Source organism: Bradyrhizobium sp. 190, from assembly GCF_023073415.1.
Classification (GTDB): domain Bacteria; phylum Pseudomonadota; class Alphaproteobacteria; order Rhizobiales; family Xanthobacteraceae; genus Bradyrhizobium.
Genome location: NZ_JADPJL010000062.1, coordinates 70996 through 84609, shown reverse-complemented (window position 1 = coordinate 84609; position 13614 = coordinate 70996). Strand labels below are relative to the sequence as shown.

Here is a 13614-nt window from a genome sequence, read left to right as displayed (position 1 = left end):
CGAGTGATCCGGTTTCGAAGTTACGGAGAACAAGGGTGACAAATCGTTCTGGAGCGCGCTCATGACGGCGCGCGAAAATGCCACTCCGCCGCCGGAGAAAGCCTTTCCGGTCTCCTGGGACCAGTTTCACCGGGATTGCCGGGCGCTGACCTGGCGGCTCAACGAGGTCGGCCCGTTTCATGCCATCATTGCGATTACCCGCGGTGGGCTGGTGCCGGCGGCCATCGTGGCGCGCGAACTCGGCATTCGCATCATCGATACCGTCTGCATTGCCAGCTACGACCACACCCGGCAGGGCGACCTGCAGGCGCTCAAGGGCGTTTCGACTGAGGTGGCAAAGCTCGGCGGCGGCAGTGGCAAGGGGCTGCTGATCGTCGACGACCTCGTCGACACCGGCAAGACCGGGCGGCTGGTGCGTTCGATGATGCCGGATGCGCATTTCGCGGCTGTCTATGCCAAGCCGCAGGGTAAGCCGCTGGTTGATACGTTTATCACCGAGGTGTCGCAGGATACCTGGATTCATTTTCCCTGGGATACTGCGCTGTCGTTCCAGCCGCCGATCCGTCCGTGACGGGGCGTGGCTAACGACTGAGCCAACCCATGCCCCTTCAAAACCGCGTCACGCCCACCGGCGACATCATCGCCACCCCGCATCGCGGCCTGTTCACCGGCAATCGCGGCATCATCCACGAGCCCGCGACGAAGACATTGCTGAAGAAGCGCTGGTCGAGCCCGGCGTGGATCACCTGCGTCTGCGAATTCCGCGGCTGGCGGCGCAAGGTGATGGCCACCCGAAGCTGGACCGAGCTGTTCTTTCTCGACGAGGCGACCGCATTCGCGGCCGGCCATCGTCCCTGTTTCTTTTGCCGCCGCGACGATGCCAACCGGTTTCGAGCGGCGTGGGAGGAGGGCAATGGCGTGGTGGACATTCGCGCGCGGGAGATGGATGGCGTGCTGCATCGCGAGCGGCTGGACCGGGGGAAGAAGCGGCTCCATCCGCTTCCGATGCCGGTTGCGCAATTGCCTGATGGCGCGATGGTGCAGGCAGGTGAGGAGAGTTTCTTGATCGTGCAGGGCAGGGCGATGCAATGGTCGATGGCTGGCTATGTCGAGGCGGATGGCAAGATCGAGAACGCGCTGCTGCTGACACCGCCCTCAACGCTGCGCGCGCTCAGTGCCGGATATCGGCTGGTGCTGCATCCGAGTGCGGAGAATTGAAAGTTTGAGCCCCGCTCTGTCCTCCGTCATGCCCGGGCTTGTCCCGGGCATCCACGACTTCCTTTTCTAACGGAAGCCAAGACGTAGATGGCCGGGACAAGCCCGGCCATGACGGCTGAAACAGACGGGAACGTTTCAGCCCAACTTCTCCCGCGCCAGCTTCGCGCCCGCACCCAGCGCCGCCAGCTTCGCCTCCGCAATATCCCGCCGCATCGGCGCCATGCCGCAATTCGTGGTCGCGACGATGTTGCTCAGCGGCACGAATTTCGACACCGCCTCGATGACCTTCACGACATCCTCGGCCGTCTCCACCGTATCGCTGGCGACGTCGATCACGCCGGCCTGGACGACCTTGCCAGGGAGAAGCGCCAGTAAATCCAGCGGCACTTTCGAATTGCGGCACTCGATCGCGACCTGCTGGATCGGGCTCTTGGCGATTGCCGGAAAGATATCCTCGTATTGCCGCCACTCGCTGCCCAGCGTTTCCTTCCAGTCGGTATTGGCTTTGATGCCGTAGCCGTAGCAGATGTGCACGGCGGTGGTGCAGGTCAGGCCTTCGGCGGCGCGCTCCAGCGCCTTGATGCCCCAGTCGGAGACCTCGTCCATGAAGACGTTGAAAGCGGGCTCATCGAACTGGATCACGTCGACGCCGTCGGCCTGCAGCGCCTTGGCCTCGTTGTTGAGCAGTTCGGCGAAGGCAAACGCCATCTTGACCTTGTCGCCGTAATATTTGTCGGCAACCGTGTCGGCGATGGTCATCGGGCCGGGCAGGGTGAATTTCAGCTTGCGGGTGGTATGGGCGCGGGCGACGCGGGCTTCATCGGCATGGACGCGGCCCTTCAGCGTCAGCGGCGCGACCACTTGCGGCACCATCGCCTTGTAGCGGTCTTTCCTTATGCCCATCTCGACCTTGTGCGCGAAATCGATGCCCTCGACCTTCTCTAGGAAGCCATGGACGAAATGCTGGCGGGCCTGCTCGCCCTCGGTGACGATATCGACGCCGGCATCCTCCTGCAGCTTCACCGCCAGCATGGTGGCGTCGCGCTTGGCGCGGGCGAGCTCGTCGCCCTCGGATTTCCAGGGGGCCCACAGCGTATTGGGCTCGGCCAGCCATTCCGGCTTGGGCAAAGAGCCTGCGATTGTGGTTGGAAACAGCATAGGGGCCTCCCGCTCGGTTCTGATTGAGCGCCTGTCTGCCATGTCTTATGATCGAGGTACAGAACAACGAAAGTCGCCATCGCGGGGAATATTTCCGCATCGACAGCTAGGGGAGCCATGATCGACCTGCACTACGCGCCGACGCCCAATGGCTGGAAAATCTCGATCATGCTGGAGGAACTCGGGCTTCCCTATCAGGTCATTCCGGTCAATATCCGCGCCGGCGAGCAGTTCAGGCCGGACTTTCTGGCGATCAGCCCGAATAACCGCATTCCGGCCATCGTGGACCATGAACCCGCCGACGGGAAGGGGCCGTTTTCGGTGTTCGAGACCGGCGCGATCCTGATCTACCTCGCCGACAAGACCGGACGCTTTCTGCCGAAGGAAACGCGGGCGCGCTCCCGCGTCATGGAATGGCTGATGTGGCAGATGAGTGGGCTGGGGCCCATGCTCGGCCAGCACGGCCATTTCGCGCTCTATGCGGCGGAAAAAATCCCGTACGCGATCGAGCGCTACCGCGACGAGGCGGCGCGGCTCTACCGCGTGCTCGATACCCAATTGGGCAAGACACGCGCCTACGTCGGCGGCGATTACTCGATCGCCGACATCGCCTGCTTCCCCTGGACCATGACGCACAAGGCGCAGGGCTTTACGCTCGACGACTATCCGAACGTCAAGCGCTGGTACGCTGACGTGCGCGCGCGGCCGCAGGTGCAGGCAGGATTGGCGATCGGCAAGTTCGTGAAGGAGCCGTTCGATGAGGAGGCGCGGCGGAATATGTTCGGGCAGAAAGCGAAGGAGATGACGGGGAGGAAGTAGGTATCGTCATCCCTGCGTAACGGCTTCGCGGTTATCGCTGGAGGTGCGAGCTCTTGCGAGCCTCGAAGGATGCGAAGCCGAGGGCCCTCCACCCTTCGAGGCCGCGGCTGCGCGACGGCACCTCAGGGGTGACGTGAAAATACAGCGCTGCAAACACGATAATAAAGGAAACCCCATGATCGAATTCTTCTTCGACTGCTCCAGTCCCTGGACCTATCTCGCCTTTCACAATATCCAGCCGCTCGCCAAGGAGCTCGGCGTCGAGATCAATTGGCGGCCGATCCTCGTCGGCGGCATCTTCAACACCGTGAACCCGAGCGTCTACGCGCAGCGCGAGACGCCGGTGCCGTTGAAGGCGCGCTACATGAAGAAGGACCTCGCCGACTGGGCGAGTTCTGCGGGGCTTGCGATCAAGATGCCGCCGACTGTGTTTCCCGTGAATAGCGTCAAGGCGATGCGCGGCTGCATCTGGCTTGGTCAGGACATGGTGCCGTTTGCCACCGCGGTGTTCGAGACCTATTGGGGTGGCGACAAGGACATCTCACAGGATTCCGTGCTGACCGAAATCTGCAAGAAGGCTGGCATCGACCACGTAAAATTCTTCGAGGGCATCGGCCAGCAGGCGATCAAGGACCAGCTCAAGGCCAATACGGATGAGGTAATGGCGCGCGGCGGTTTTGGTTCGCCGACCATCTATGTCGACAAGACCGACATGTATTTCGGCAACGACCGGATGCCTTTGATCCGCGAGGCGCTGGAGCGCCTGAAGGCGCGGGCCGCCTGATGCCGAAAGCCGTCGTCTGCCGCGAGCTCGGCCCACCGGAGAACCTGCGCCTGGAAACGTTTGACGCCGCACCCTTGGCCCCCGGGCAGGTGCGCGTCGCCATCCGTGCCGCCGGGTTGAATTTCCCCGACGTTCTGATGGCGGCGGGCGAGTATCAGCTCAAGCCGCCGCTGCCGTTTACGCCGGGCATGGAAGCCGCCGGCGATGTCGTCGAGGTCAACGCGGCCGAGGGCGTCGCGGTAGGTGACCGTGTGATCGTCAAGATGCGGCACGGCGCCTATTCCGATGAAGCGGTCGCTACGCCCTCGCAGCTCGTAAAACTGCCGTCGACGTTCGACTACGCCGAGGGCGCGACGTTTCTGGCCGGCCACGGCACGGCCTATCACGCGCTGATCGACCGTGGCCGGCTCGAGCCGGGCGAGGTGCTGCTGGTGCACGGCGCGGGCGGCGGCGTCGGGCTCGCCGCCGTCGAGATCGGCAAGATGCTGGGGGCGACCGTGATTGCGACGGCGTCAAGCAACGAAAAGCTCGCGATTGCGAAAGCGAGGGGCGCCGATCATCTCGTGCGCTACGATCAGGAGCCGTTCCGCGATGCTGTCAAGCGCATCACTGGTGGGCAGGGCGCGGATGTGGTGTTCGACCCCGTCGGCGGCGAGGTGTTCGAGAATTCGATGCGCTGCATCAACTGGGGCGCACGGCTTCTGGTCATCGGATTCACCGGCGGCATCGGGCTGGCAAAGACCAATCTCCTGATGATCAAGGGGGCGAGCGTGCTCGGCGTCCGCGCCGGCGAAGCAGTGCGGAGAAATCCTGCGCTTGGCGAGGTCAGGATCAAGGCGCTGACGGAATGGGCGGAAGCGGGAAAGGTGCGTCCGAATATCTCGCACCGGTTGCCGCTTGAGGATTACGCCAAGGCAATGCGGCTATTGATCGACCGCAAGGCAATCGGGCGCGTGGCGTTGACAATGGGGTGATGCCGTAGGGTGGGCAAAGGCGCACTTGCGCCGTGCCCACCATTCTCGCGTCGTAAAAAGTTGGTGGGCACGCTTCGCTTTGCCCACCCTACGGTCCGGCTACTTATATTCCCGCTCCTGCCACCACGGGAAATAGTCTGGCATGTCGCTGGAAACCTTGTTCTTGAATTCGGCCGGGCGCTTTTCCAAAAACGACACCACGCCTTCCTTGACGTCGTCGCTTCGCCCGCGGGCGTAGATGCCGCGGCTGTCGACCTTGTGGGCTTCCATCGGATCATCCGCGCCCATCATGCGCCACATCATCTGCCGGATCAGCGCCACCGACACCGGCGCGGTCTTGGCCGCAAATTCTTTTGCCAATGCACGCGCGGTCGGCAGCAGATCGTCCGGCGGCACCACCTTGCTGACGAGGCGGCCGGCGAGCGCTTCTTGCGCCGGGAAGACACGCCCCGAATAGCACCATTCCAGCGCCTGCGAGATGCCGACGATACGCGGCAGGAACCAGCTCGAGGCAGCTTCCGGCACGATGCCGCGCTGGGAGAACACGAAGCCGAAGCGCGCGGCCTCGGAAGCAATGCGGATGTCCATCGCAAGCTGCATGGTGACGCCGATGCCGACCGCCGGTCCGTTCACCGCCGCGATCACGGGCTTCAGGCACTTGAAGATTCGCAGCGTCACCTGGCCGCCGCCGTCGCGCACCATGGGATCGCTGTAGTCGACCGCGCCGCTGGCAAGCCGCTTCACCGGGCCGCGGCGTGCGTCGCGGTCGAAGGTGTTGGCGCCGGAGGAGAGGTCTGCGCCGGCGCAGAAGCCGCGCCCCGCGCCGGTCACGATGATGGCGCGGACATTGTCGTCCTTGTCGGCAGCGTCGAAGGCGACGATCAGTTCCTGCTGCATCGTGCCGTTGAAGGCGTTGAGCTTGTCGGGCCGGTTCAGCGTGATGGTGAGAATCTGATCGTCGACCTCGTACTGGATGGTCTCATACGCCATGGGGTGTGTTTCCTTCCTGTGTGTTCTTGTTCGATTTGCCCAACGCATCGTCATACCTGGGCAAAAGCGCGAAGCGCGTCTTCGCGCCAGATGTCCCGGGCATCCACGTCTTTCTGTCTATCGAGAGCGTAAAGACGTGGATGGCCGGGACAAGCCCGGCCATGACGGAGGTATACAGAAGCTACTTCTTCGGCGGCGACGGCCACGGCCGCTGCGGGCCGCGCAGGCCTTCGAATGCCTTGGCCATGCCGAGCACGCCGAGATCGTCGAAGCGGCGACCGACGATCTGCACGCCGATCGGGAAACCCTTGCTGTCATGACCGCCATTGAGCGAGATTGCGGGATTTTCAGCCATGTTCCACGGCACGGTATAAGCGATGTGCTCGAACGGCTTGTCCGGATCGTTGACCGGGGCGGCGAACTCGGCAGGGAAGTTCACCACCGGCGACACCGGCGAAATCACGTAGTCCAGGTCGCAGAACAGTTTTGCAGCCGCCGCGCGGATCGCCATCGTAGCGTTGAAGCCCCTGACGACGTCGACGCCGGAAAGTCTTGCGCCGGCTTCCGCCCATGTGTGGATGTAGGGCAGCACCTTGCCGCGTTCCTCGGGCGAAAGTTTTGAGAGATCGTCCCACATTCGCGCCCGAAAGAAATTGTCGATCCCATCGAGCATCTCGCGCGTCAGGATGCCGTCGACCTCTGTGACGACGGCGCCGGCGGACTCGAACGCCTTGGCCGCCTTGACGGCAACGCTTCGCACGTCGCTTTCGAGCGGCTGGCCGGTGCCGGCATCGAGCATCAGGCCGATGCGAACCTTGCGCGGTGATTTGTCGAGTGTCTTCCAGTGAATGCTGCTGTCGGCCGGCAGGCTCATGCCGTCGCGGCGGTCCGGCTTCGACAATACGCACATCATCAGCGCCGCATCGTCGACGGTGCGGGTCATCGGCCCGGCGACGCGGCCGACATAGGGCGGATCGTACGGAATGCGCCCAAAACTCGGCTTCAGCGCGACCAGGCCGCACCACGATGCCGGCAGCCGGACCGAGCCGCCGATGTCGGTGCCGAGATGCAACGGGCCATAGCCTGCCGCGCCTGCCGCGCCCGCGCCGGAGGAAGAGCCGCCGGGATTTTTGCTGAGGTCCCAGGGATTGCGGGTGAGGGGATGGAAGCTTGAGAGGCCCGACGACAGCATGCCGTAATCCGGCATCGTGGTCTTGGCGAAGATGATCGCGCCGGATTCACGCAACCGCGCGGCGGGCGGCGCATCCTTCTCGGCCGGTATAAGCTTGACGCTGGCGGCGCCGAGCGGGATCGGCTGGCCTTTGGTGGCGATATTATCCTTGATGGTGACGGGCACGCCGTCGAGCGCGCCTGCGGGCTCGCCTCTCTGCCAGCGGTCAGTCGACGCCTTCGCGGCAGCGCGCGCGCCGTCCGGATCGAACAAATAGAGCGCGTTGATATGCGGCTCCCACGCCGCAACATGCTCGATCACTTCGTCCAGCACTTCCGACGGCGAGAACTGCCTGGCGCGATAGCCGGCGATCAGGTCGACGGCGGAAAGGTCATGCAGCGAGGTGATCCCTTCTTCGGCGGCTGGTTTATGCATGCGAACCTACCGGCAAACGGGTTTCGATGATGCGGGCGAACATGCTGGCGCCGATCGGCAGAATCTTGTCGTCGAGGACGTAGCCGGGATTGTGTACCGGCACCGAGCCGTCATGGCCGATCCAGAAATAGGCGCCGGGCACCACCTGCATCATGTCGGCGAAATCCTCGCTGCCCATTTTGGGCGTCGAGCGCGTCAACACATTGGCCGGATCGACGATCGTCTTCGCCACCTCCTCGACCACCCTGGACTGTTCTTCCTCGTTGACCAGCACGCTGAAACCATCGCGGATATCGACGGATATTTCGCACTGGAAGGTCGCGGCAATGCCGGCGCTGATCGCGCGCATGCGTTCACGGATCAGCGCGCGCACGCCGTCGTCGAAGGCGCGCACCGTGCCGCACAGCTTGGCGTCGCCGGGGATTACATTATAGGCGGAGCCCGCGTGAATCTGGGTGATCGACAGCACCGCCGCCTTCAAGGGATCGACGTTGCGGCTGACGATCGTTTGCAGCGCCTGCGCCAGCGTGGTCGCGATCATGACCGCATCCTTGGAACGTTCCGGCATCGCGCCATGCGCGCCGTAGCCCTGGATGTTGATGTCGAAGAAGTCGGCGCCGGCCATCGCCGGTCCGGGCAAGATCGCGATCTCGCCGTGGTTGAGGTCCGGCGCATTGTGCAGCCCGTAGACCTCGTCGCAGGGAAATTTCTGGAACAGGCCGTCCTTGATCATGGCGCGCGCGCCGCCGAGGCCTTCCTCGGCGGGCTGGAAGATGAAATGCACGGTGCCGTCGAAATTCTTCGTCTCCGCCAGATAGCGCGCGGTGCCGAGCAGCATCGTGGTATGGCCGTCATGGCCGCAGCCGTGGAAGCGGCCGGGAATCGTCGAGCGCCATTTCAGGTTGGTATTCTCTTCCATCGGCAGCGCGTCCATGTCGGCGCGCAGGCCGATGCGCTTGCCGCCATTGCCCTTGCCCTTGAGCACGCCGATCACGCCGGTGCCGCCGAGGCCGCGATGCACCTCGATGCCCCAGCCCTTCAGCTTCTCCGCGACGATGCCGGAGGTACGCACTTCCTCGAAGCCGATCTCGGGATGGGCATGCAGATCGCGTCTGATCGCGGTGAGTTCCTCGGCGTAGCTGTCGATGCGGTCGATGGTGGGCATGTCTGTTATCCCGTGACTGGAGATGTTGAGCGAGATTGAGCTGAAGGTGTGAAGACAGGGCCGTTCGGCTTGATGCGGATGCCCGGACGCAGCCGCGTCCAGGGGAGCGCTGCCGTATCGGCCGGCATCGCGCCCGGCGCGGCGCAGATCAGGAGTTTTTCGGCGATCGGTTCGAAATCGGCGCGGAAATGCACCGAACTCTTGTTGACCAGAATTTTCTGTTCGGTCGGCTCGATGCCGACATAGCGGTACATCGACTGGTCCGCGAGTTGCGCCTTGTAGGAGCCGACGACTACTCTGATATTACCGATGCGCAGACAGGCCGATGGTCCCATGTCCATGTCGCGTCCGCGATAATAGGGGCCGGACGCCAAGAATTTGCCGTCGGACAGTTTTTCGACGACGAAAGTTTCCCTGTATGGCGCATCGCCTGATATGCCCGACTTGCCGCCGAGATCGAGCGTGACCGTGGCGCCGACGCCGGCTGCATGCGCGGCCTTGGCCGACTCCGGATCGTAGATCACGCCAGTAGCTCCGGACGCCTTGTTGCGCACCAGCGCGCGCAGCATGCCCGTGGTGTCGGAATCGCCGCCGGCGCCGGGGTTGTCCTGGGTGTCGGCGATGACGATCGGCTTACTTGCCGATTTCGCCAGCTCCATCGCGAGGCGCACGCCGTCATCGGGCGAATAGATGCGGCCGTCGAAATCGTCCTCGTGGCTCTCGACGAGCGCCACCAATTTGTCGGCGGCGGCATCGGCGTCGGCCTGGGTCCGGCCATAGGCAAACACGCTCGGCCCGCAATCCCGGAAATCCGCGGCCGGAAAGCCCGGCGCGAACGACAGCGTCGGCACCGCGACGCTCTCGAGCGCCGCGAGCTTTTCATAAATGCCCTTGGTCGGCTGGTCGTTGGTGCATTGCCAGGAGATCGGGATCAGGAACGGCAATTGCCGGAACGCTTTTGCAAAACGCTGCCCCGTCTTCAGCATCAGCGCGAGGTGTCTTGCACAGGCGCGGCCGGTATCGGCCATGTCGATGTGGGGATAGGTGCGGTAGGCAATGAGCGCATCGGCATGCTCCATCATCTCGGGCGAGACATTGGCATGGAGGTCGAGGCTCACGACCAGCGGCAGGTCCTTGCCGATCACCTTGCGCACACGGGCAAGCGTTTCGCCTTCACCGTCGTCGTAATGTTCGGTCACCATGGCGCCGTGCAGATCGAGATAGACGGCATCGATCGGTCCTGCCGCAGCGATGCCGTCAACCATCTCTTTCATGACGCGTTCGAAGGCCTCCCTGGTGACATGCGCCGATGGGACCGCGGCCGCCGAGATCGTCGGGACCAACTCCCAGTCATTGGCTTCGGCCGCCTCGACGAAGCCGGCCAAGCCGACATTGATGTTGCGCATGACCTTGAGCACGTCTGCGCCATGCGCCATCGACGGCCAGCCGCCGCCGTGGACGAAGTCGTCATAGGTCGCCTTGGTCGGCGCGAAGGTGTTAGTCTCGTGCAGAAAGGCGCCAACGGCGATGCGGGTCATCAAGTCTCTCGGTCAATGCTTTTCGTCGGGGGACGTTAAGCGTGACATCGTGGCAAGCGCAAGCTGCGAAGCAATTCCGTTTTGCATGCCGCCCCACCGTCATTGCCTGCGACAAACGCGAAGCGTTTGCGCAAGGAAGCAACTTGTCCGCCGTCGCTCAACGAGCGAATGCGGAAGCAATCGATGCCGCGCCTTGCGGCGCGTGGCTCACGTCAGCGTCGCAAGCAAACCCGCCATCAAACGGCCACGCTCGGTGAGGCTGTCGACCTCGATATGTTCGTTGAGCGTATGAGCGTCGGCGCCACGGACACCCAAGCCATCTAAGGTGGGGATGCCCATGGCGCCGGTGAAGTTGCCGTCGGAGCCGCCACCGGCACTGCCATGCGGGAGCTCGACGCCCATTTGCCTGGCCACGCTGCGCGCGTGTTCGTAAAGCGCCATCGTGCCGGCATCGGGTTCCCACACCGGCCGGGTCACACCGCGGGTGACCTTGAACGTCACATCATTGCTGCTGCCGGAAAGCGCGAGCATCCGTTCGACGCCGCGATCGAGGTCGGCCTGTCGTTTGGCCATGCTGAGCGCCTCGCCCGTGCAGGTGGTGGCAACGCAATTCACCCACTGGCCACCATGCACGATGCCGACCGAAAAGGTGCAATCTTCAGTCGTCATGCCGTCGATAGTGATAATCTGGCGTGCCATTTCGCGGATCGCAGAACGGCCGGCGGAGAGCGTGGCGCCGGCATGGCTCGGCTTGCCGATGGCTTCGAGATTGAAGCGGGCAATGGCATATCGCCCGGTGACCACGCCGTTGTTCGTGCGGCCCGGCTCCGGCACCAGCACATATTTGTTGCGGGCGGCTTCGGCCTCGATGATGTCGCGGGTCGATGGCGTGCCGACCTCTTCGTCCGGCGTGAACAGCACGGTGATCGGCAGCGGCGTTGTGAACGAGGCGCGGGCCAGTTGCCGGATTGCTTCGAGGGTGAGGTAGTTGCCACCCTTCATGTCGAAGATGCCCGGGCCGTAGCACTTGTTGCCTTCGCGCCGCCACGCCAGCTTTTCCAGCGTGCCGACGGGATGGACGGTATCGAGATGGCCCGCGACCAGAATACCGGGCTCGCCCCGCTTCGGGTGAGGGAAGCGCGCGCGGACGCAGCCGGCAAAACCCTGCCGTCCGGCGATGCGTTCGATGGTCGCACCCATGATGGCCATTTCGCGCGCCGCAAGGTCGAGCATACGATCGACCGCACGCGCATCCCAAGTGGGGCTTTCGCATTCCACCCAGGCCCGCAAACCCTGCAGCATGGTCTCGGAATCAAAGGGAAGGTTGGCAGGATTCATAATGGGTCCTCCCGGTTAGGCCGGAATGTTTGGTTTCGGTGTGGGCCCTTTACGAGAAGGACCAGCGGCGAATTTGTAAAGGGAAAACATGGCGCGTTCGGACCTTCCCGGTGCGAGGTAGGGGCAACGGTAATTCTGGCATCATTCTTGATTGTAGACTTTGGAGAAGGCGTGTTGGCGGAGCTGAACCGGGGCTACAATCCATTTCGGCGGCGGGCGTAAGCCGGCCGCGAAAGGACCTGTCCGGAAGGCTGTCCTGATTTCTGCCTGAGCGCCGGCGTCACCAGTGTCGTCGGGTCAAAAGGGTGTTGTGAAGCTGAATATCGACCCTATAGTCCGGTCAGAAACCGGGCAGGGGCCCGAACAATAGGCGTTCGGGCGTCGAGACGACAACGGAGGTGAAGGAATGAACGCGTTCAGAAAAGCAATTCTTGCTGCGACTTGTGTCGGCAGCCTCGTGGCGGTGGCAGCGCCGGCGCTTGCCCAGACCACATTGCGCGCCGTCATGCACTCGGATCTGAAGATCCTGGATCCGATCTGGACCACGGCCTACATCGTCCGCAACCACGGTTACATGATCTACGACACGCTGCTTGCGCAGGATGAAAAGGGCGAGATCAAGCCGCAGATGGTGGAGAAGTACGAAGCCGCGGCTGATGGCAAGGGCTACACCTTTACGCTGCGCGACGGTCTGCTGTGGCATGACGGCAAGCCGGTGACGTCGGAAGACTGCATCGCCTCGATCAAGCGCTGGGCCGCGAAGGATTCCCTCGGCCAGAAGATGATGACCTTCGTCGACTCCATCGACGCGGTCGATGCCAAGACTTTCACCATCAAGCTCAAGGAATCGACAGGTCTCGTGCTGCTGGGCCTGTCCAAGCCGTCGTCCAACGTGCCGTTCATGATGCCCAAACGCGTCGCCGAGACGGACCCCAACAAGCAGATCGAGGATTTTACGGGATCGGGACCCTTTGTCTTCGTCAAGGATGAGTGGAAACCGGGCGACAAGACCGTCTACGTCAAGTTCGACAAGTACAAGCCGCGCGCCGAGCCGGCCTCGGGTCTTGCCGGCGGCAAGGTCGCCAAGGTGGATCGCATCGAGTGGCGCGCTATTTCCGACGCGCAGCAAGCGGTCAACGCGCTGCAAAAGGGCGAGATCGATTACATCGAGCAACCCAGCCACGATCTCCTGGGCACCTTGAAGAAGGATACCAACATCTCAATCGTCGAGGTGCCGCAAATCAAGGCGCAGTACGTCTTCCGTCCGAACCACCTGCACAAGCCGTTCGACAACCCGAAAGTCCGCCAGGCGCTGTGGTACGCCTTCAATCAGGAAGACTTCCTGATGGCGACCATCGGTGACGAGAACTACATCAAGGCGTGCAAGGCGCTGTTCATCTGCGATTCCCCGTTCGGGACGACCAAGGGAACGGATGCAATTCTTACCTCGAACGCCAAGAAGGCGCAGGAACTCTTGAAGGAAGCGGGCTATGACGGCACGCCCGTGCTGCTGATGCACTCCACCGACCTGAAAGCTTTGACCAACCTCGCGCCGGTGGCGAAATCATTGATGGAAAAAGCCGGCTTCAAGGTCGACATGCAGTCGATGGACTGGCAGACGCTTGTAGCGCGCCGGGCCAAGAAGGATCCACCGAGCGCCGGTGGCTGGAATGCCTTCCTTACGGCCTGGGTCACGGCCGACGTGATGAACCCGGTCTCTGCCGCCTATGTGAATTCAGGGTGCGAAAAGGCTTCGTTCGGATGGCCCTGCGATGCAGAGATGGAGAAGCTGCGCGACGATTTCGCGCGCTCATCCGATCTGGCCAAGCAGAAGGAGATCGCGGAAGCGGTCCAGAAGCGCAATCTCGAGATCACGGCCATGATCCCGGTCGGCGAGTACGTACAGCCCATTGCCATTCGCAAGAACGTCAAGGGGCTCTTGATGGCGCCGGTCCCGGTGCATTGGAACATCGAAGTCACGAAGTGATGTGAAGGAAGCGGGCGGCTTCCCGCCGCCCGTTTCG

Annotated in this window: 12 protein-coding genes; 6 read left to right on the top strand and 6 right to left on the bottom strand. The window is 63.0% G+C overall.

The annotated features are described in order from the left end of the window. The first annotated feature begins 61 nt into the window (after positions 1-61). Positions 62-571 (top strand): xanthine phosphoribosyltransferase, encoded by a 510-nt coding sequence (gpt, locus tag IVB22_RS29635; protein ID WP_247520703.1) that lies wholly within the window; start codon positions 62-64, stop codon positions 569-571. A gap of 29 nt (positions 572-600) precedes the next feature. Continuing rightward, the gene (locus tag IVB22_RS29630) at positions 601-1218 is read left to right on the top strand and encodes a hypothetical protein (RefSeq protein WP_247520702.1); all 618 of its coding nucleotides are present in this window, start codon (positions 601-603) and stop codon (positions 1216-1218) included. 135 nt (positions 1219-1353) lie between these two features. Here IVB22_RS29630 and IVB22_RS29625 read toward each other — a convergent pair whose 3' ends face one another. Then, positions 1354-2376 carry a methionine synthase gene (locus tag IVB22_RS29625; RefSeq protein ID WP_247520701.1) on the bottom strand — a complete coding sequence of 341 codons (1023 nt, stop codon included), beginning with the start codon at positions 2374-2376 and terminating at the stop codon, positions 1354-1356. Between the two features lie 117 nt (positions 2377-2493). Between IVB22_RS29625 and IVB22_RS29620 the strand changes: the two genes are divergently transcribed. From IVB22_RS29620 to IVB22_RS29610, 3 genes are all read left to right on the top strand, one after another. Continuing rightward, a complete protein-coding gene (locus IVB22_RS29620) occupies positions 2494-3195 on the top strand; it encodes a glutathione binding-like protein (protein ID WP_247520700.1) in 702 nt (233 codons plus the stop codon). A gap of 175 nt (positions 3196-3370) precedes the next feature. Continuing rightward, entirely contained in the window at positions 3371-3979 is a 609-nt protein-coding gene (locus IVB22_RS29615) for a 2-hydroxychromene-2-carboxylate isomerase (RefSeq protein ID WP_247520699.1), read from the top strand. After that, positions 3979-4953 carry an NADPH:quinone oxidoreductase family protein gene (locus tag IVB22_RS29610; protein ID WP_247520698.1) on the top strand — a complete coding sequence of 325 codons (975 nt, stop codon included), beginning with the start codon at positions 3979-3981 and terminating at the stop codon, positions 4951-4953. Before IVB22_RS29615 ends, IVB22_RS29610 begins: the two co-directional genes overlap by 1 nt. Before the next feature lie 99 nt (positions 4954-5052). Here the strand turns inward: IVB22_RS29610 and IVB22_RS29605 are convergent, their stop codons facing one another. The 5 genes from IVB22_RS29605 to IVB22_RS29585 all read right to left on the bottom strand — a co-directional run bounded on the left by IVB22_RS29605 (position 5053) and on the right by IVB22_RS29585 (position 11590). Continuing rightward, complete coding sequence (locus IVB22_RS29605; protein ID WP_247520697.1) at positions 5053-5943, bottom strand: crotonase/enoyl-CoA hydratase family protein; 891 nt, start codon at positions 5941-5943, stop codon at positions 5053-5055. A 181-nt stretch (positions 5944-6124) separates the two neighbouring features. Beyond that, entirely contained in the window at positions 6125-7549 is a 1425-nt protein-coding gene (locus tag IVB22_RS29600; RefSeq protein WP_247520696.1) for an amidase, read from the bottom strand. Continuing rightward, a complete protein-coding gene (locus IVB22_RS29595; RefSeq protein WP_247520695.1) occupies positions 7542-8714 on the bottom strand; it encodes a M20 aminoacylase family protein in 1173 nt (390 codons plus the stop codon). The genes IVB22_RS29600 and IVB22_RS29595 overlap by 8 nt, the downstream gene beginning before the upstream one ends. Before the next feature lie 5 nt (positions 8715-8719). Then, complete coding sequence (locus tag IVB22_RS29590) at positions 8720-10252, bottom strand: M81 family metallopeptidase (protein WP_247520694.1); 1533 nt, start codon at positions 10250-10252, stop codon at positions 8720-8722. A gap of 207 nt (positions 10253-10459) precedes the next feature. Continuing rightward, positions 10460-11590 carry a M20/M25/M40 family metallo-hydrolase gene (locus tag IVB22_RS29585; protein WP_247520693.1) on the bottom strand — a complete coding sequence of 377 codons (1131 nt, stop codon included), beginning with the start codon at positions 11588-11590 and terminating at the stop codon, positions 10460-10462. 406 nt (positions 11591-11996) lie between these two features. On the opposite strand from IVB22_RS29585, the gene IVB22_RS29580 reads away from it, so the two are divergent. Beyond that, the gene (locus IVB22_RS29580) at positions 11997-13577 is read left to right on the top strand and encodes an ABC transporter substrate-binding protein (RefSeq protein ID WP_247520692.1); all 1581 of its coding nucleotides are present in this window, start codon (positions 11997-11999) and stop codon (positions 13575-13577) included. Positions 13578-13614: the final 37 nt, after the last annotated feature.

What these genes read in the sequence shown, in the direction of transcription:
- IVB22_RS29620 (WP_247520700.1), top strand. Translation starts at nt 2,494, where the DNA reads ATGATCGACCTGCACTACGCGCCGACGCCCAATGGCTGGAAAATCTCG.
- IVB22_RS29625 (WP_247520701.1), bottom strand. Translation starts at nt 2,376, where the DNA reads ATGCTGTTTCCAACCACAATCGCAGGCTCTTTGCCCAAGCCGGAATGG.
- IVB22_RS29605 (WP_247520697.1), bottom strand. Translation starts at nt 5,943, where the DNA reads ATGGCGTATGAGACCATCCAGTACGAGGTCGACGATCAGATTCTCACC.
- IVB22_RS29630 (WP_247520702.1), top strand. Translation starts at nt 601, where the DNA reads ATGCCCCTTCAAAACCGCGTCACGCCCACCGGCGACATCATCGCCACC.
- IVB22_RS29595 (WP_247520695.1), bottom strand. Translation starts at nt 8,714, where the DNA reads ATGCCCACCATCGACCGCATCGACAGCTACGCCGAGGAACTCACCGCG.
- IVB22_RS29610 (WP_247520698.1), top strand. Translation starts at nt 3,979, where the DNA reads ATGCCGAAAGCCGTCGTCTGCCGCGAGCTCGGCCCACCGGAGAACCTG.
- IVB22_RS29600 (WP_247520696.1), bottom strand. Translation starts at nt 7,549, where the DNA reads ATGCATAAACCAGCCGCCGAAGAAGGGATCACCTCGCTGCATGACCTT.
- IVB22_RS29615 (WP_247520699.1), top strand. Translation starts at nt 3,371, where the DNA reads ATGATCGAATTCTTCTTCGACTGCTCCAGTCCCTGGACCTATCTCGCC.
- IVB22_RS29585 (WP_247520693.1), bottom strand. Translation starts at nt 11,590, where the DNA reads ATGAATCCTGCCAACCTTCCCTTTGATTCCGAGACCATGCTGCAGGGT.
- IVB22_RS29590 (WP_247520694.1), bottom strand. Translation starts at nt 10,252, where the DNA reads ATGACCCGCATCGCCGTTGGCGCCTTTCTGCACGAGACTAACACCTTC.
- IVB22_RS29580 (WP_247520692.1), top strand. Translation starts at nt 11,997, where the DNA reads ATGAACGCGTTCAGAAAAGCAATTCTTGCTGCGACTTGTGTCGGCAGC.
- gpt (WP_247520703.1), top strand. Translation starts at nt 62, where the DNA reads ATGACGGCGCGCGAAAATGCCACTCCGCCGCCGGAGAAAGCCTTTCCG.